This window comes from Azospirillum doebereinerae, from assembly GCF_003989665.1.
GTDB lineage: Bacteria > Pseudomonadota > Alphaproteobacteria > Azospirillales > Azospirillaceae > Azospirillum > Azospirillum doebereinerae.
Window position 1 is genome coordinate 34,353 of the sequence record NZ_RZIJ01000004.1, and the last position, 16,718, is coordinate 51,070.

A 16,718-nucleotide genomic window follows, 5' to 3' on the forward strand; every position below is an offset into this window, starting at 1 on the left:
AGAGCCCGAAGTGAATCATGTCGGCAAATTTGGAGCAGACCTCGTTCCTCTTCGGATCGAACGCCGGTTACGTCGCCGAACTCTACGCCCGCTTCCTGTCGGAACCCTCCGCGGTCGATCCGAGCTGGAGCGGCTTCTTCCAGGATCTGGATGACGATTCGCGCGCCGTCCTCGACGAGCTGCGCGGCGCCTCCTGGACCCTGCGGGACGACGAGGCGAACGGGGCTGCCCCCGAGGCCGCCAACGGCAACGGTTTCGCCGGTCCCGGCAACGGCGCCATGGTGGCCCACGCCCAGCAGGTCTACGGCGGCATCAGCCCGCAGCAGCTGCGCGCGGCGACCCTCGACAGCATCCGCGCCCTGATGCTGATCCGCGTCTTCCGCGTGCGCGGCCACATGAACGCGCATTTCGACCCGCTGGGCCTGGAAAAGCGCGAGCCGCACCCGGAACTCGATCCGGCGACCTACGGCTTCGGCCCCGGCGACCTCGACCGCCCGATCTTCCTGAACTACTCGCTCGGCCTGGAAACGGCGACGCTCCGCCAGATCCTCGACATCCTGCACAAGACCTATTGCGGGACGATCGGCGTCGAGTTCATGCACATCCAGGACCCCGAAGAGAAGGCCTGGATCCAGGAGCGCATCGAGGGCGGCCGCAACCACACCGACTTCACGGTGAACGGCAAGCGCGCCATCCTGGAGCGCCTGACCGCCGCCGAGGGCTTCGAGAAGTTCCTCCAGCTGAAGTACACCGGCACCAAGCGCTTCGGCCTTGAGGGCGGCGAGTCGATGATCCCGGCGCTGGAGCAGATCCTCAAGCGCGGCGGCCAGCTCGGCCTCAAGGAGGTCGTCGTCGGCATGGCCCACCGTGGCCGCCTGAACGTGCTGACCAACTTCATGGGCAAGCCCTTCTCGGCGGTGTTCTCCGAGTTCCAGGGCAACCCGTCGAGCCCGACCGACGTCCAGGGCTCGGGCGACGTGAAGTACCACCTCGGCACCTCGTCGGACCGCGACTTCAACGGAAACATCGTCCACCTGTCGCTGACCGCCAACCCGTCCCACCTGGAATGGGTCAACCCGGTCGTGCTGGGCAAGGTGCGCGCCAAGCAGCAGCAGCGCCGCGACCTCGACCGCGAGCAGGTGATGGGCGTGCTGATCCACGGCGACGCCGCCTTCGCCGGTCAGGGCATCGTCGCCGAGACGCTGGGCCTGTCGGAGCTGCGCGGCTACCGCACCGGCGGCACCATGCACTTCATCATCAACAACCAGATCGGCTTCACCACGAACCCGACCTACTCGCGCTCGGGCGTCTACTGCTCCGACATGGCGAAGATGGTGCAGGCGCCGATCTTCCACGTGAACGGCGACGACGCCGAGGCGGTCGTCCACGTCAGCCGCATGGCCATCGAGTTCCGCCAGAAGTTCAAGCGGGACGTCGTCATCGACATGGTCTGCTACCGCCGCCACGGCCACAACGAGGGCGACGAGCCGGGCTTCACCCAGCCGCTGATGTACAAGAAGATCCGCGCCCACGCGACGACGCGCGAGATCTACGCCAAGCAGCTGGTCGACGAGAACGTCATCACCCAGGCCGAAGGCGACCAGATCAACGCCGACTTCATGAAGAAGCTGGAAGGCGAGTTCGAGGCGTCGAGCACCTACAAGCCCAACAAGGCCGACTGGCTGGAAGGCAAGTGGTCGGGGCTCCAGCAGCAGAACGAGACCACCGGTCACCGCAGCGACACCGGCGTCGCCCTGGATCTGCTGAAGGAGATCGGCCTCAAGCTCTCCCAGTACCCGAAGGACTTCGCGATCAACCCGAAGATCGCCCGCCAGCTCGAAGCCAAGAAGAAGGCCATCGAGTCGGGTGAGGGCATCGACTGGGCGACCGCCGAGGCGCTGGCCTACGGCTCGCTGGTGGTCGAGGGCACCGCCGTCCGCCTGTCCGGCCAGGACTCCGGGCGCGGCACCTTCTCGCACCGCCACGCGGTGATGTACGACCAGAACACCGAAGAGAAGTATCTGCCGCTGACCCACCTGCACCCGGAGCAGGGCGTCTTCGAGGTCCATGACAGCCCGCTGTCGGAAGCGGCCGTCGTCGGCTACGAATACGGCTACTCGCTGGCCGAGCCGCACAGCCTGACCCTGTGGGAGGCGCAGTTCGGCGACTTCGCCAACACCGCGCAGACCATCATCGACCAGTTCATCTCGTCGGGCGAGTCCAAGTGGCTGCGCATGTCCGGCCTGGTGATGCTGCTGCCGCACGGCTACGAGGGTCAGGGTCCGGAGCACTCGTCGGCCCGTCCGGAGCGCTTCCTCCAGAACTCCGCCGAGGACAACTGGCAGATCTGCAACGTCACGACGCCGGCCAACCTGTTCCACGTCTTCCGCCGTCAGTTGCGCCGGTCCTTCCGCAAGCCGCTGGTGCTGTTCACGCCGAAGTCGCTGCTGCGCCACAAGCTGTGCATCTCCGACCTGTCGGAGCTGGGGCCGGGCACGCAGTTCCACCGCGTGCTGGGCGAGACCGCCAACGATCTGGTCGAGAACGACAAGATCCGCCGCGTCGTGGTCTGCTCCGGCAAGGTCTACTACGACCTGCTGCAGGAGCGCATGAGCCGGAACATCAAGGACGTCGTCCTGATCCGTCTGGAGCAGCTGTACCCGTTCCCGAAGATCACCCTGTCCGAGGAGTTCGCGAAGTACCCGAACGCCGAGGTCGTGTGGTGCCAGGAGGAGCCGGAGAACCAGGGCGGCTGGACCTTCGTGGACCGCCGCCTGGAAGGCAGTCTGGCGGCGATCGGCCACAAGGCCGGCCGTCCGGTCTACGCCGGCCGCCCGGCCACCGCCTCGCCCGCCACAGGTCTTCTCAAGCGCCACAACCAGGAGCAGGCCAAGCTGCTGGACGACGCGCTGACGGTCCGGTAATCCGTTCACCCAAGCGACCAAAAAAAGACGAACTGAGGAAGTCATGGCTACCGAAATCAAGGTCCCCACGCTGGGTGAATCCGTCTCCGAGGCGACCATCGCCCGCTGGCTCAAGAAGGTCGGCGACGCCGTCGGCGCCGACGAGGCGCTGGTCGAGCTGGAGACCGACAAGGTCACGCTGGAAGTCAACGCGCCGGCCGCCGGCGTGCTGGCCGAGATCGTCGCCGCCGAAGGCGACAACGTCGGCGTCGGCGCCCTGCTGGGCGTGATCACCGAGGGCGCCGGCGCGGCCGCCGCCCCGGCCGCTGCGGCCCCCGCGCCGGCTCCGGCCGCCGCTCCCGCTCCCGCTCCGGCGGCGGCTCCGGCCCCCGCCGCCGCTCCCGGCAACATCGCCGCCTCCGGCCCGGCCGCCCGCAAGCTGGCCGACGAGAAGGGCGTCGACACCGCGTCGATCTCCGGCTCCGGCAAGGACGGCCGCATCACCAAGGGCGACGTGATCGCCGCCCCGGCCGCCAAGCCCGCCGCTCCGGCTCCCGCCCCGGCGGCGCCGAAGATGGTGTGGGCCGCCGGCACCCAGGGCGACCGCCCGCGCGCCGCGCAGGAGGAGCGGGTCCGCATGACCCGCCTGCGCCAGCGCATCGCCGAGCGCCTGAAGGAGGCCCAGAACAGCGCCGCCATGCTGACCACCTTCAACGAGGTGGACATGAGCGCGGCGATGGCGCTCCGCGCCGAGTACAAGGACTTCTTCGAGAAGCGCCACAAGGTGCGTCTCGGCTTCATGTCCTTCTTCGTGAAGGCCGCCATCCAGGCGCTGAAGGAAATCCCGGCGGTCAACGCCGAGATCGACGGCACCGATCTGGTCTACAAGAACTACTACGACATCGGCGTCGCCGTCGGCACGCCGCAGGGTCTGGTGGTTCCGGTCATCCGCGACGCCGACAAGCTGGACTTCGCTGGCGTCGAGGGCACCATCGCGGCGCTGGGCAAGAAGGGCCGCGACGGCAAGCTGTCGATGGACGAGCTGACCGGCGGCACCTTCACCATCTCGAACGGCGGCGTCTACGGCTCGCTGATGTCGACCCCGATCATCAACCCGCCGCAGTCCGCCATCCTCGGCATGCACAAGACCATGGACCGCGCCGTCGTCATCGGCGGCAAGATCGAGGTCCGGCCGATGATGTACCTCGCGCTGTCCTACGACCACCGCATCATCGACGGCAAGGAGGCGGTGACCTTCCTCGTCCGCGTCAAGGAGCTGATCGAGGATCCGCGCCGCCTGCTGCTGGAAGTCTGATCGGCATAAGGGAAGGCGGAACGGTTTCTGCCGCTTCCGCACCCGATCCCCAGGGGAGGATACTTCCCTGGCCCCCCTGAAGGGCGCCGCGAGGCGCCCTTTTTCTTTGACGGACCGGGTGCCCGGAAAGGCGCACGCGAAAATCAATTCATGCACAGTCGCCACGGTGCGTTGACAGCGTCCCGTTGCTCCGCTTGGCTCTCAGCCTACCCAATCGTTCGGTGGGCCGACATGCATGTGACTGTTCTGGATTTGGCGGTTGCCGCCAACACCGTCTACAACTTCAACAAAGGGCGCGGCAACGACGCCGACACCTTCGCGTCCGCAGGCACGGCGCAGCGCGCGCCCGACGGTTACCAGACCGTCCTCACCGAGGAGGAGATCGACGTCGGATTCTTCGGCGCGGTGTACCAGCGCCCCGGCGCGGCGGAATACATCCTGTCCTTTCGCGGCACCGTGGCCGGCGAGGGGTCGAGCGGCCGGCTGGTCGGCAACAAGAACATCGTCACCGACATCGGCCTCTACGCCATCGAAAAGCTGCCGTCCTGCCGCCAGGCGGCGCATCGGCTGCTGGAACACGCCCAACTCGTGCTGCGCAACGCCACGCCGATCCTGTGCGGCCATTCGCTGGGCGGCGCCATCGCCACCGTCATCGCGGTCGAGACCGCCTCGCCCTGCTGCGCCTTCAACGCGCCGACCGTGTCCAAGATGGTGCGCGGCGGCACCATCCACGGCCCCTTCGTCCGCGTGACCAAGGAGAGCCTCCCCGCCATCGAACGGCAGATCATCAACTTCAACCTGCAATGGGATCCGATCAGCAAATCCTCCAAGGCGGTCGGCAAGGTGATCAAGCTGCCGGCGACCCTGTCGGCCGGCGGCCACTCCCAGGACAAGGTCGTCGCCAACATCCGGTCGAGCTGCTACGCGTCGATGTCCTTCTTCGATCTGGTCGAGTGATCGCGGGCGGAACCGGCGCCGCCCCATCCCCGAGGATGGGCGGCGCCGGCCCGGCTTCCCTCAGGCGAACGTGATGCTCTGCACCACGAATTGCTGGACCTTGTAGTCCTTGAGCGCGCCGCTCTTCGTCTCGTAATGGCGGTAGCGGTCGATCAGCCCGTTGAACAGGTCGATGACGCTGCCGGCGGACGCCTTGAACTCGCCGTAGTTCGGGTCGAAGAAATACAGATGCGCGCCCATGCCGAACGCCTTCCCGCTCGACTTGTAACAGCAGGTCGCGTGGGAGCCGCCGTTCCGCCCTTCGAAGTTCAGCGTGATGATGTGGTAGGTGTGGGCGCCCGCCGTCGCGACGCTGATCGCCTTCAGCACCTCCTTGACGTTTTCCGGGCTTTCCACACTCACCCACTGCGTGCTGCTCGATTTGACGGACAGGCCGAGCAGCTTCAGCGCCTCGTTGCGTGAGCCGGTCTGCTCCGCGCTCTGGTCGAGCTGGTGCGACAACTCCCGGCCATAGAGCCGCTGCTTGATGCTGGCGTGCAGGATCGTGTTGTCGTTTTCGATGTAGGCGATGCGCGTCGCCGGCTTCTCGCCCTTGTTGGCCCGGTGCCGCGCGATCCACTCGCTGCTGAGCCCGAAGCAAATCCCAGCCTTCACCTCGTGATCCTCCGGAAACAGCTTCCGGATCGGGTAGCGCTGCTTGAACGGCGCCACGCAATAGCTGTCGAACGACGCCATCGGTTTCCTCGCTTGGTCGGTTGGGTCTGGTCGGTTGGCGCGGAACCGGCGGCGCCGGGTCGGGCATGCGCGCAGACTACCGCACACGAACTACCCCGTACAGGCGGACACTCCGCGCCGCGAACCGTCATGCCCTTGCCGGACGGGGCCTCTGTTCGCGTGCGCAATAGTTCGCAACACTCCCAATTCCTTGTTGCCGGCATTAGGTATCTGGTATACGGTATCGATAATGTCAGTGCGGGCGGATACGGAGCCGCCACGTCACCGGCAAGAAGTCGCTGCGGCCCCAGGGCGGCGCCCATCACAGGGCGCGACGGTCGGGGGAACCGAAAAGCGTCGAGGAGATCGGAATGAAGCCAACGCCGAAAAGCGCACGAACGCTCGGCATCACCTTGCACCAGCCCGCCTCCGTCACCGGGCCGCGTCCCCAGCAGAAACGAGGCGCGTCATGACCACGGACATCGATTACGCCCAACTGGTCGCGGCGATCGGCGACGCGGTGATCGTGTCCGACGCCGACGGCGCCATCACCCTGTGGAACGCGGCGGCCGAACGCATCTTCGGCTTCACCCCGGCCGAGGCCATGGGCCGATCGCTGGATCTCATCATTCCGGAACGCCAGCGTCAGCGTCACTGGGACGGGTACGCCAAGACCATGAGCACGGGACAGACGCGCTACGGCAGCGACGTGCTGCGGGTTCCGGCGGTGCACAAGGACGGCCACGCCCTGTCCATCGCCTTCACCGTGGCGCTGCTGCACGACGCCGGCGGGGCCGTCACCGCCATCGTGGCGGTCGTCCGCGACGAGACCGCCCGCTTCACCGAGGACCGGAAACTGCGCCGCCGGCTGGCCGAACTGGAAGCCGCCACGGCCTGAACGACAACACCCGCCGGACATTCGGCACCGCGACAACACCGAACGATCAAAGGGAGTGTAGACCTCATGAGCAAGCCACTGGACGGGATCAAGATCATCGACTTCACCCACGTTCAGGCCGGCCCGGCCTGCACGCAGCTCCTCGCCTGGTACGGCGCGGACGTCATCAAGGTGGAGCGTCCCGGCGCCGGCGACGTCACCCGCTCCCAGTTGCGCGACATCCCGGAAGCGGATGCCCTGTACTTCACGATGCTCAACAGCAACAAGCGCTCGCTGACGCTCGACACCAAGACCGCCGAGGGCAAGGAGGTGCTGGAGCGCCTGATCCGCGAATCGGACGTGCTGGTCGAGAATTTCGGCCCCGGCGCGCTGGACCGCATGGGCTTCACCTGGCCGCGCATCAACGAGCTGAACCCCGGCCTGATCGTCGCCTCCGTCAAGGGCTTCAGCGACGGGCACCATTACGAGGATCTGAAGGTCTACGAGAACGTCGCCCAGTGCGCGGGCGGCGCCGCCTCGACCACCGGCTTCTGGGACGGCCCGCCGACCGTCAGCGCCGCCGCTCTGGGCGACAGCAACACCGGCATGCATCTCGCCATCGGCATCCTGACGGCGCTGATGCACCGCACCAAGACCGGCAAGGGCCAGAAGGTCGCCGTGTCGATGCAGGACAGCGTGCTGAACCTCTGCCGCGTCAAGCTGCGCGACCAGCAGCGCCTGGACCGCGTCGGCTACCTGGAGGAATACCCGCAGTACCCGCACGGCACCTTCTCCGACGTCGTGCCGCGCGGCGGCAACGCGGGCGGCGGCGGCCAGCCGGGCTGGGTGCTGAAGTGCAAGGGCTGGGAGACCGATCCCAACGCCTACATCTACTTCACCATCCAGGGCCACGCCTGGGCGCCGATCTGCAAGGCGCTGGGCCGTCCGGAATGGATCGACGACCCGGCCTACAACACCGCCCAGGCCCGCCAGGACAAGATCTTCGACATCTTCGCCTTCATCGAGGAGTGGCTGTCGAACAAGACCAAGTTCGAGGCGGTGGACATCCTGCGCAAGTTCGACATCCCCTGCGCCCCGGTGCTGTCGATGAAGGAGATCGCCAATGACCCGTCGCTGCGCGCCAGCGGCACCGTGGTCGAGGTCGACCACAAGCAGCGCGGCAAGTACCTGACGGTCGGCAGCCCGATCAAGTTCTCCAACCTGTCGGTCGAGGTCACCGGCTCGCCGTTGCTCGGCGAGCACACCGACGAGGTGCTCGGCGGGCTGGGCTACAGCAAGGACCAGATCGCGGCGATGCATGAGGCGCGCGTGGTCTGAGGAGGCGCTTGCCCCCACCCTAACCCTCCCCCGCTGGGCGGGGGAGGGGACTGCCGCAGCATTCCGGCAAGGTTCCTACCCCCTCCCCCGCTCAGCGGGGGAGGGATGGGGTGGGGGCACGTGGCAGAATCTCACCACCATGCAGACACGAAAACGGCGCCCCACCCCCGGAGCGCCGTTTTCTTTTTCCAAAACCCACCCCGTCAGGACGCCTTGCGCAGCCCCGCCATCCCCGTCATCGACCGCGCCGGGAACGCCACCACCGTGCCGGCCGGGACGCCATGGGCGTGGCACGGCTCCGTGCCGTTCAGCGTCCAGCCATAGGCCGCCGCAATCTGCACCCGGTCGCGGCCTTCCACCGCCAGCACGCGCAGCTTGCGCCCCGGATCGCGCCCGCCGGACGCCTGCCCGAAGCGCTCCGCCTGCCCGTCCTCCGCCGCGATCACCGCGCCGCGCTCCAAATCCGGGCGCTCCGCCAGTTCGGTCAGCGCCGCCGCGACGGCGGCTCCCTCGGCCGGGGTCAGCGCGCGGATGTCGGCGATCACGCCCCAGCGACGGCCACTGGCGCCGCAGCGGACGGCGGCCTCCCGCAGGGCGGTCTGCCAGCCGGTGAGTTCGGCGGCGCCCAGGCCCTTGTGGAGAACGGTGTGGATGCCCCACGCGTTGCCGGCGATTGAGAAGCCCGTCACGATCCCATCTCCTCGACTGTCCCGTGGGCGGACCGCCGCCCCTCTTGCGGGTGTTGGAATACGGGGCTTCGATGTCACCCCGATGTCGGTCGCATCAAGAATTGAAAACATTGGATTTCGCGGTTGACACGCGGCCCGTGCCACGGCCCCCGCGATGCCGCCCTCGCGGGACAGGCATGCGGCCTTGCTTCCCAGGATCGGGCAAATCCCCGACGTTGACTCTTGCAAAAAACCGATAGCAAACCTATCAAATAGGGATGCTACCGAATGACGCACCCGATCTCTCCCCCAGCTTCGGCATCCATTTGTTCCGCGCCGCCCGGCTGTGGCGGCGCGAGGCGAACAAGGCGCTGGCCGATTGCGGCTTCTCCTCCTCGGTCATCACGCCGTTGATGCTGCTCGCCGAACTGGGCGACGGCATGCGCCAGCGCGAACTGGCCGAGGAGATGGGGGTGGAGGGGCCGTCCGTGGTCCGGCTGCTCGACAGCCTGGAAGCCGCGAAGCTGGTCGAGCGCCGCGAGGCCCCGGACGACCGGCGGGCCAAGACCCTGCACCTGACCGACCAGGGTCGCGACCTTCTGGTTCAGGTGAACCGCGCGCTGAACGGCCTGCGCCGCCGCCTGCTGGCGGGCACCGACGCGGCGGACATCGACGCCTGCCGCCGCGCCATGGCGGTCATTGAAACCAACGCCAAGAACGAACAGCCGTAACGGATGCCGGCCCATCGCCGTTGATCGTCCTGCCCGGCCTCTCAGGAACCATATTTTGAAAACCCTTTCCCTCCTGTCCCGCTTCGCCGTCACCCTCACCGTCGTGGCCGCCGCCGCCCTGGCCGGCGCGTGGCTGTGGGACTACTACATGAACGAGCCCTGGACGCGGGACGGCCGGGTGCGGGCCGACGTCGTCCAGGTCTCGCCCGACGTGGCCGGTCTGGTCACCGAGGTCCGGGTCGCCGACAACCAGCCGGTCCGCAAGGGCGACGTGCTGTTCGTGGTCGATCCCGGCCGCTACCGGCTCGCCGTCGAACAGGCCGAGGCCAATCTGCAAAGCGCGCAGGCGGAACTCAGCTTCCGCAAGGCCGATTCGAACCGTTACGAGCAGTTGGGCAGCGGCGTCGTCTCCACCGCGCAGCGGCAGGAGGTCGCCTCGGTGATGGCGAAGGCCGCCGCCGCCGCGCGTCAGGCCGAATCGGCGCTCGACCTCGCCCGCCTGAACCTGGAGCGGACGGAGATCAAGGCGGTGGTCGACGGCTTCGTCACCAACCTGCAACTGCGGCCCGGCAACTACGTCTCGGCGGGACAGGCGGTGATCGCGCTGATCGACCGGCATTCCTTCTACGTGATGGGCTATTTCGAGGAGACCAAGCTGCGCCGCATCCGCATCGGCGCGCCGGTCGCCGTCACCATCATGGGCGCCTCCGCCCCCCTCAAGGGCCATGTCGACAGCGTCACCCAAGCGATCGTCGACCGCGACCGCACCGAGGGGACCGGGTTGCTGCCCAACGTCAACCCGACCTTCAACTGGGTCCGGCTGGCCCAGCGCATCCCGGTGCGCATCGCGCTGGAAGGCGACATCGACCCCGCCGATCTGGTCGCCGGCCGCACCGCGACGGTCGAGGTGCTGGGGGATCGGCCGCCGCGCGTGGCCGGGCTATGAAACCGCCCAGCCTGGCCGAGGCCGTTTTCTCGGTGAAGTCCTTCGCGGCCTCGATGGCGGCGCTCTACATCGCCTTCGGGATGGGGCTGCCCCGGCCCTTCTGGGCGATGATGACCGCCTACGTCGTCTCCAGCCCGCTGTCCGGCGCCGTACGCTCCAAGGCCGTCTTCCGGGTCGCCGGCACCGTGCTGGGCTCGGCGGCCTCGGTGGTGATGGTGGTGGGGCTGGTCAACGCGCCGGAGCTGCTGGTGCTGGCGGTCGGGCTGTGGGTGGCGGGTTGCCTCTACCTGTCGCTGCTCGACCGGACGCCGCGCAGCTACGTCTTCATGCTGGCGGGCTACACCGCCGGCCTCGTCGCCTTCCCCGGCGTCGCCGATCCAAGCGCCATCTTCGACACCGGGCTGGCCCGCGTCGAGGAGATCGTGCTCGGCATCGTCTGCGCCACCGTCGTCCACAGCGTGGTGCTGCCGCGCGGCGTCGGCCCGGTGCTGCTCGCCCGGCTCGACGCCACGCTGCGCGACGCGGAGCGCTGGACGCTCGACGCCCTGTCGGGAAGCGGCGACGCCAAGACGGCGGTCGACCGGCAGAAGCTGGCGCGCGACCTGACCGAGTTGCGGGTGATGGCGACGCATCTGCCCTACGACACCTCCGAGGTGCGCTGGATGACGCGGCCGGTCCGCGCCCTGCAGGACCGCATGACCTATCTGTTGCCGGTCCTCGCCGCCGTCGACGACTGGATGGCATCGGTGCGCGGGCCGGACGGCGCGCTGCCGCCCGACCTCGTCCCGGTCGTCGAGAACCTCAAGCGCTGGATCGCCGACGACGAATCGGTCGGCGGCGCCGAGGCCCAGCGTGCGGCGCTCGACGCGCTGGCCCCGGCGGTGAACGCGGACTCGACGTGGCGCGACGCGACCCGGCTCGGCCTGCTGGCCCGGCTGCGCTCGTTGGTCGACATCCACCAGGATTGCCGGGAACTGCGCGCGCACATCCGCTCCGGCGACCGCCGGCTGCCCGAGCGGCTCGACCCACTGACCCGCAGCCGGTCTCGCGGCGTCTTCCACCTCGACCACGGCATGGCGCTGTGGTCGGGGGCCTCGGCCATCCTCGGTCTGGCCGTCATCTGCGCGTTCTGGATCGCCACCGGATGGTCGTCCGGGGCGGCGGCGGCGATGATGGTGGCGGTGTTCTCCTGCTTCTTCGCCTCCTTCGACGACCCGGCGCCGGGCATCCGGATGTTCCTGGTCTTCACGCTGCTGTCGCTGCCGGTCGCGGCCTTCTACCTGCTGATCGTGCTGCCCTCCTTCGACAGCTTCACCATGCTGGCCGCCAGCCTCGCCCCGACCTTCCTGCTGCTGGGCGCCTATGTGGGGAGGCCGGCGACCTTCGGGCAGGCGATGGCGCTGCTGTTCGGGGTCGGCGGGGCGCTCAGCCTGCTCGACACCAGCACCGCCGATTTCGCGTCCTTCCTGAACAGCAGCATCGGGCAGATCGTCGGCATCGTCACCGCCCTGATGGTGACCCGGCTGTGCCGCTCGGTCGGCGCGGCGTGGAGCGCCCGGCGCCTGCTGCGCGCCGGCTGGCGGGAGATCGCCACGTTGGCCGATTCCCGGTCGGCCCCGCCGCGCGGCAACTTCGAGAACCGCATGCTGGACCGCGTCGGCCTGCTCTCCACTCGTCTGGCCCAGGCCGGACCGCAGGACGATTTCGCCGTCGCCGACGCGGTGAACGACCTGCGGGTCGGGCTGAACGTCGCCGATCTCCAGCGGGTGCGGCCGATGTTGGGCAAAAGCTCCGAATCGCTGGTGGGCGCGCTGCTCGCCGAGGTGGGGCGGCATTACCGCGGCCTGTCGACTCGACGCCTGGAGCCGCCCCGGCCCGGCGTGCGCCGCGCGATGGACACGGCGCTGGCCGGCATCGCCGCATCACCGCCGGCCCCGGAGCGGGACCGCGCGGTGATCGCCCTGGTCAGCCTGCGGCGTAGCTTGTTCCGCGAGGACGCAACCCCCGGCGCCACCCCCGCCCTTCCCGAACTGGTGACGACATGATCGGTGACATCGACGTCTACGGGCTGTTCCTACCCCCGCTGCTGATCCTGGCCATCCTGGCCTGGATGCTGTCGGGGCTGGTTCAGCGGGGTTTGCGCGCCGCCGGGCTCTACAAATGGGTCTGGCACCCGCCGCTGTTCGATCTGGCGCTCTACGTGCTGCTGCTTTGTGGTTTGACAGCGCTGTCGTCGCTGCTGCGCTGACCGGAGGCGCCCGGCCGTAGCCTCGCCAGCGGCGCGCCGGGGTCGAAGAGCGAGCGGTCGAAAAACAGGTCCGGCCCCATCGGGATCGGCGCCGTCGCCTCCTCCAGCAGCCAGGGCGCGGCGTGGGCACCCTCCAGCTTGGTGTCGATCAGCGGCACCGCCCCGCCCAGATCGCGCTGGGCCTGCCGGTGAAGCTCGGCGTCGTAGACCCCGGCGGCCAACGCCTGCAGATCGGCGGCGGGGTCGAGTTGGCCCCAGCGCACCATCTGCGCGAACAGCCACAGCGCGTGCGAGCGCCACGGAAAGCTGGCGGCGTAGCGGTGGAAGACGTGGAAGTCCGGCAGTTCCACCGCTGCCTCCCCCGGTCCGAAGAGGAAATGGCCGGTCAGCGAGCGCTCCAGCACCGCCTGCGGCAGCCCGAGATAGCGCGGCTGCGCCAGCAGGGCCGCCGCCTCCATCCGGTTGGCGGGGTCGGCGTCCAGCCAGGCCTGCGCTTGGATCAGCGCGCGGACCAGCGCGCGGTGGGTGTTGGGGTGCGCGTCGGCCCAGGAGGCCAGCACCCCCAGCACCTTTTCCGGCCCGTTGTTCCAGAAGGCGTGACCGGTCAGCAGGACCCGCCCCACCCCCTCGGCCACGGCCAGGCTGTTCCACGGCTCGCCGACGCAGAAGCCGACGATGTCGCCGGCCTTCAGGCTCGCCACCATGCGCGGCGGCGGCACGGTGATCAGGCGCACGTCGCGGTCCGGGTCGATGCCGGCCGAGGCCATCCACGCGCGCAGTTGATAAGCGTGGTTGGCGACCGAGAAGACCACCCCGAAGACCGGCGGCGGCAGACCGGCGGCGCGGTCGGCATCGATCCCCCGTTTCAGCGCGCGGGCGGTCATCGGCTGTTCCGCCATCGCCGCCGGATCGGCGGCGGCCATCCGCTCGTGCAGCGCGGCGGACACGGTGATGGCGTTGCCGTTCAGGCCCAGCGCGTGGGCGGTGCGGGTCGGCGTCGGGAAGGTGCCGACTCCGGCCGTCATCGCCAACAGCAGCCCGGTCAACGCGTGGGCGCCGTCGAGCAGCCCGACCATCAGCTTGTCGCGGATGTTCGACCAGGACGGCTCGCGCGACAGCGTGACCTCCAGCCCCTGGGCCGCGAAAAAGCCCTTCTCCACCCCCACGGCCAGCGGCGCGCAATCGGTCAGCGGCACGAAGCCGAGGGTCAGCGCGGTCTTTTCCAGCGGATCGGTGCGGCGGGCGGCGGGCATGGCGAACTCCCTGATCGGGAGCCATTGTACCGCAAGCGCGCGCCCTGCCAACCGGGCAAGGGCGCCCCCTCAATCCTCCAGCGGGACGGCGTCGTCCAGGGCCTTGCGCAGGATCGGCGACGGGCCGTCGTCCTCGGCGAAGCCACGACTGCCGATGGCGGTGCGGTAATAGCTGACGATGAAGACGCGAATCGACGCCGTCAGGTTGGCCTCGCCGCGCCGCTCGTCGATCCGTGTGCAGACCTCGTTCAATGTCAGCCGTTCGCGCTCGCAGATTTCCTTCAGCGAGTCCCAGATGTACGGTTCCATGCGCAGACTCGTGCGCCGCCCGTTCACCTTTACGTTACGGCAGACCAGGGCCGGCCCCTCCCTACCCTCGCCAGTGCCCGCCATGTGACGTCCTGATCCCCATCGTTGCGAAGCCGCCGCCCCCTCGTGGCGAGCATACATCCATTTGTATGAGGATATTGCAAGAAGCGTGTGCCATCCAAGCCAATTTCGACCACTGGTCGCGAAGCGACGCGACAAAAGGGCGCATTCGGGAAAGCTCTTTTCGGTTGTGCCGGTTGCGTGCGGCCAAAACCCGCTTCCCTTCCCAACCGCTTCGCGATACCAGTGCCCGAAAGGGTGGCGGCCTCCCAGGGGCGGCCGGCAGGGGAGAGAATCGGTTATGATGCGACCGGCGAGGGCACGATTCGCGGCGGCGCTGGCGATGGGAGTCGCGGCGGGGCTCGCCACGATGACGCCGTCCGGCCCGGCCCGCGCGGCCGAACCCTTCTCCGAAGAGGCGATCCACGCCGAGATCGTCCGCCTCGCCGGGCCGCTGTGGCGCCTGGAATCCTTGACGATGGAAACGCTCACCGTACCCGGCAGGGATTCCGGCCAGCGCGCCGCCGCGCGGATCGCCGCGCGGATGACACTCGCCGTCCCCACCTTCGTCGTGGACAGCAGGGAGGGCGCCGTCACCTTCCTGCGCCCGGCCGCCGAGACCGGGCTGGAAAAGACGCTGACCGCCATCGCGCTCGCCGCCCGCAGCGGCGCCGGCTGGACCGTGAAGATCGAGCCGCAGAACCCGGAGATCCTCGACGGCGTCGGCAAGCCGGCCGCCGAGCTGCCCGGCCGCACCGTGCTGGCCGGCTCGGAGGAGGCGCGGAGCCTGCGCGAACAGCTCGACCGCGAGGCGCAGCAGCGTCTGGCCGACGAAACCGCCCGGCGGACGCGGGCGGAGGAACTGCTGGCCCAGCAGGCCGCCACCGCCAAGGCGGAGGTCGAGCGCGCCGAGCGGGGGCGCGCCGCCGTGGACGCGCGCGCCACACAGATCGCCGATCTGCGCGCCAAGCTGCTGGGTCCGGACCGCCCGGCCCGGATCGCGGCCTACGAGGCGGCCCTCGGCGGCAACGACGCGGCGCTGCGCCAACTGGCGATCGAGGCGGCGTTGCAGAGCCGCGACCCGGTGCTGGCCAATCTGGCGCTGAAGGACTGGATCGCCCGGCGCCGCGCCGTGCCGGTGCAGATCTTCGCCACCAAGGAGGATCCCAGCTCCGAGGCCGTTGTCCAGAATCTGGGGCCGATGACGCTGGAAATCGAGGGTTTCAACCCCGCCGACGGCGCCGTGGCCGGCCGGCTGGGCGCCCCCGGCTACAGCATCGCCAAGCCGTCGAGCATCATCGGCACGCTGGCCCAGACGGAACTGGCGCTCAACTCCTACGGCTGCGCGCTGACCTTGCGCCTGACCGAGCATCGGACGCTGGACGGGCTGCTGCGCTGCCAGACCCTGCCGACGCTGATCGCCCGGATCACCCTGGACTGATGGGCGCGGCGATGGCCTGGACGGACCGCCCCACCCGCCGCCGGAGCCGTCCGTGGGCGCTCCTCGCCGGGGCGGCGCTGCTCGCCGCGATGGCGCTGCCCTGGCCGGACGCCGCCGCGCAGAAGCCGAACGAGCGCTTCACCCCCCTGCCCGCCCCCACCGTGTCGCTGCCCCGCCTGACGCCTTCGGGAAATGTGCAAGTCCAGGGGCTGGCGCCCGGCGCGGCCTTGCGACCGGCCCCGGTCGTCACCCCGCTCCTGTCGGCGATCCAGGGTCCCGGCGCGCCACCCACCGCCACACCGCCCCAGCCCGCCGCGAGGACGGAGCCGGTTCCGCCGCCGTCCGCTCCGCCAATGGCCGCTCCAGAGAAACCCGCTCCGGAGAAGCCCTCCACATCGCCCCGGACCGCGACCGCCACGGTCGTCACCACCGCCGGGGTCAGGCTGCGCGCCGCTCCCAAGTCCGGCGCGAGGGTGCTGGACACGGTCGAGCGCGGCGAGACGCTGGAGGCGTTCGGCCCACCGGCCGATGGCTGGGTGCGGGTCGGGCGCGGCGGCAGGCCGCTGGGCTACATCGCCGCCGACCACCTCGCGGAGACCGGCGCCGGCAAGGCGGACCACCCGGCATCCGGCCGCTACGCCAAGGCGGCGCCCGAGGATCGCGGCTGCGCCCTGCCCGACGATCTGCCGGGGGAGACGCGCCGCCCGCTTCTGCCCGCCGGCACCGTCGCCCGCGTGCTGGCCGACGCCAACCTGCGCGTGGCCCCGGCCTGCGACGCCAAGGTCGAGGACGTGCTGGAGCGCGGCGAGCGCGTCACCGTGCAGGACTCCACCGGGTCCTGGTACCGGGTCGGTCGCGAGGGACGGAGCCTGGGCTATGTCGGGGCGGCGCTGCTCGTCCCCGTCAAGGGGCGCTGACCCCGACTGGCGAAGCCCGCGCCGAGCACGTAGTAAAGATC

The 16,718-nt window shown here is 69.4% G+C and carries 15 protein-coding genes; 11 read left to right on the forward strand and 4 right to left on the reverse strand.

The annotated features are described in order from the left end of the window. Positions 1 to 17: 17 nt before the first annotated feature. The 3 genes from EJ913_RS06635 (at position 18) to EJ913_RS06645 (ending at position 5,175) form a co-directional block, all read left to right on the forward strand. Positions 18 to 2,924, forward strand: coding sequence for a 2-oxoglutarate dehydrogenase E1 component (locus tag EJ913_RS06635; protein WP_126996052.1), 2,907 nt, complete (start codon positions 18 to 20; stop codon positions 2,922 to 2,924). Between the two features lie 43 nt (positions 2,925 to 2,967). Continuing rightward, on the forward strand, positions 2,968 to 4,218 hold the full coding sequence (odhB, locus tag EJ913_RS06640) for a 2-oxoglutarate dehydrogenase complex dihydrolipoyllysine-residue succinyltransferase (protein WP_126996054.1): 1,251 nt from the start codon (positions 2,968 to 2,970) through the stop codon (positions 4,216 to 4,218). A gap of 231 nt (positions 4,219 to 4,449) precedes the next feature. Further along, positions 4,450 to 5,175: an alpha/beta hydrolase family protein gene (locus EJ913_RS06645; protein ID WP_126996056.1), complete on the forward strand. Its 726-nt coding sequence runs from the start codon at positions 4,450 to 4,452 to the stop codon at positions 5,173 to 5,175. Between the two features lie 60 nt (positions 5,176 to 5,235). Here the strand turns inward: EJ913_RS06645 and EJ913_RS06650 are convergent, their stop codons facing one another. After that, positions 5,236 to 5,910, reverse strand: a complete 675-nt coding sequence (locus EJ913_RS06650) for a YopT-type cysteine protease domain-containing protein (RefSeq protein ID WP_126996058.1) — start codon at positions 5,908 to 5,910, stop codon at positions 5,236 to 5,238. Between the two features lie 448 nt (positions 5,911 to 6,358). Here EJ913_RS06650 and EJ913_RS06655 point away from each other — a divergent pair, with 448 nt between their 5' ends. Both EJ913_RS06655 and frc read left to right on the forward strand, forming a co-directional pair. Continuing rightward, positions 6,359 to 6,787, forward strand: a complete 429-nt coding sequence (locus tag EJ913_RS06655; protein ID WP_126996060.1) for a PAS domain-containing protein — start codon at positions 6,359 to 6,361, stop codon at positions 6,785 to 6,787. Positions 6,788 to 6,853: 66 nt separating this feature from the next. Beyond that, positions 6,854 to 8,104: a formyl-CoA transferase gene (gene frc / locus EJ913_RS06660; protein ID WP_126996062.1), complete on the forward strand. Its 1,251-nt coding sequence runs from the start codon at positions 6,854 to 6,856 to the stop codon at positions 8,102 to 8,104. Positions 8,105 to 8,307: 203 nt separating this feature from the next. Here frc and EJ913_RS06665 read toward each other — a convergent pair whose 3' ends face one another. Beyond that, positions 8,308 to 8,793 carry a hypothetical protein gene (locus EJ913_RS06665; RefSeq protein ID WP_126996064.1) on the reverse strand — a complete coding sequence of 162 codons (486 nt, stop codon included), beginning with the start codon at positions 8,791 to 8,793 and terminating at the stop codon, positions 8,308 to 8,310. 257 nt (positions 8,794 to 9,050) lie between these two features. On the opposite strand from EJ913_RS06665, the gene EJ913_RS06670 reads away from it, so the two are divergent. The 4 genes from EJ913_RS06670 to EJ913_RS06685 are packed head-to-tail and all read left to right on the forward strand — an operon-like array spanning position 9,051 to position 12,697. Next, positions 9,051 to 9,503, forward strand: a complete 453-nt coding sequence (locus EJ913_RS06670) for a MarR family winged helix-turn-helix transcriptional regulator (RefSeq protein ID WP_126996065.1) — start codon at positions 9,051 to 9,053, stop codon at positions 9,501 to 9,503. A gap of 55 nt (positions 9,504 to 9,558) precedes the next feature. After that, on the forward strand, positions 9,559 to 10,449 hold the full coding sequence (locus EJ913_RS06675) for an efflux RND transporter periplasmic adaptor subunit (RefSeq protein WP_126996067.1): 891 nt from the start codon (positions 9,559 to 9,561) through the stop codon (positions 10,447 to 10,449). Then, entirely contained in the window at positions 10,446 to 12,494 is a 2,049-nt protein-coding gene (locus EJ913_RS06680) for an FUSC family protein (protein ID WP_126996069.1), read from the forward strand. The genes EJ913_RS06675 and EJ913_RS06680 overlap by 4 nt, the downstream gene beginning before the upstream one ends. Then, positions 12,491 to 12,697: a DUF1656 domain-containing protein gene (locus tag EJ913_RS06685; protein ID WP_126996071.1), complete on the forward strand. Its 207-nt coding sequence runs from the start codon at positions 12,491 to 12,493 to the stop codon at positions 12,695 to 12,697. Before EJ913_RS06680 ends, EJ913_RS06685 begins: the two co-directional genes overlap by 4 nt. Here the strand turns inward: EJ913_RS06685 and EJ913_RS06690 are convergent. After that, positions 12,646 to 13,950 carry a CmpA/NrtA family ABC transporter substrate-binding protein gene (locus tag EJ913_RS06690; protein WP_126996073.1) on the reverse strand — a complete coding sequence of 435 codons (1,305 nt, stop codon included), beginning with the start codon at positions 13,948 to 13,950 and terminating at the stop codon, positions 12,646 to 12,648. The genes EJ913_RS06685 and EJ913_RS06690 overlap by 52 nt on opposite strands. Positions 13,951 to 14,019: 69 nt before the next feature. Next, positions 14,020 to 14,400, reverse strand: a complete 381-nt coding sequence (locus EJ913_RS06695) for a ribbon-helix-helix domain-containing protein (RefSeq protein ID WP_338019156.1) — start codon at positions 14,398 to 14,400, stop codon at positions 14,020 to 14,022. Positions 14,401 to 14,620: 220 nt separating this feature from the next. On the opposite strand from EJ913_RS06695, the gene EJ913_RS06700 reads away from it, so the two are divergent. Together EJ913_RS06700 and EJ913_RS06705 are read left to right on the forward strand one after the other, a co-directional pair. Next, the gene (locus tag EJ913_RS06700; protein ID WP_126996077.1) at positions 14,621 to 15,760 is read left to right on the forward strand and encodes a hypothetical protein; all 1,140 of its coding nucleotides are present in this window, start codon (positions 14,621 to 14,623) and stop codon (positions 15,758 to 15,760) included. Next, a complete protein-coding gene (locus EJ913_RS06705; protein ID WP_244939271.1) occupies positions 15,760 to 16,677 on the forward strand; it encodes an SH3 domain-containing protein in 918 nt (305 codons plus the stop codon). Before EJ913_RS06700 ends, EJ913_RS06705 begins: the two co-directional genes overlap by 1 nt. The last annotated feature ends 41 nt before the right edge of the window (positions 16,678 to 16,718 follow it).

Excerpts from the sequence above, each read along its gene's own strand:
- EJ913_RS06685 (WP_126996071.1), top strand. The coding sequence starts at position 12,491 with ATGATCGGTGACATCGACGTCTACGGGCTGTTCCTACCCCCGCTGCTG.
- EJ913_RS06645 (WP_126996056.1), top strand. The coding sequence starts at position 4,450 with ATGCATGTGACTGTTCTGGATTTGGCGGTTGCCGCCAACACCGTCTAC.
- EJ913_RS06635 (WP_126996052.1), top strand. The coding sequence starts at position 18 with ATGTCGGCAAATTTGGAGCAGACCTCGTTCCTCTTCGGATCGAACGCC.
- EJ913_RS06705 (WP_244939271.1), top strand. The coding sequence starts at position 15,760 with ATGGGCGCGGCGATGGCCTGGACGGACCGCCCCACCCGCCGCCGGAGC.
- EJ913_RS06690 (WP_126996073.1), bottom strand. The coding sequence starts at position 13,950 with ATGCCCGCCGCCCGCCGCACCGATCCGCTGGAAAAGACCGCGCTGACC.
- EJ913_RS06650 (WP_126996058.1), bottom strand. The coding sequence starts at position 5,910 with ATGGCGTCGTTCGACAGCTATTGCGTGGCGCCGTTCAAGCAGCGCTAC.
- EJ913_RS06700 (WP_126996077.1), top strand. The coding sequence starts at position 14,621 with ATGATGCGACCGGCGAGGGCACGATTCGCGGCGGCGCTGGCGATGGGA.
- EJ913_RS06680 (WP_126996069.1), top strand. The coding sequence starts at position 10,446 with ATGAAACCGCCCAGCCTGGCCGAGGCCGTTTTCTCGGTGAAGTCCTTC.
- EJ913_RS06695 (WP_338019156.1), bottom strand. The coding sequence starts at position 14,400 with ATGTATGCTCGCCACGAGGGGGCGGCGGCTTCGCAACGATGGGGATCA.
- EJ913_RS06670 (WP_126996065.1), top strand. The coding sequence starts at position 9,051 with ATGCTACCGAATGACGCACCCGATCTCTCCCCCAGCTTCGGCATCCAT.
- EJ913_RS06655 (WP_126996060.1), top strand. The coding sequence starts at position 6,359 with ATGACCACGGACATCGATTACGCCCAACTGGTCGCGGCGATCGGCGAC.
- odhB (WP_126996054.1), top strand. The coding sequence starts at position 2,968 with ATGGCTACCGAAATCAAGGTCCCCACGCTGGGTGAATCCGTCTCCGAG.
- frc (WP_126996062.1), top strand. The coding sequence starts at position 6,854 with ATGAGCAAGCCACTGGACGGGATCAAGATCATCGACTTCACCCACGTT.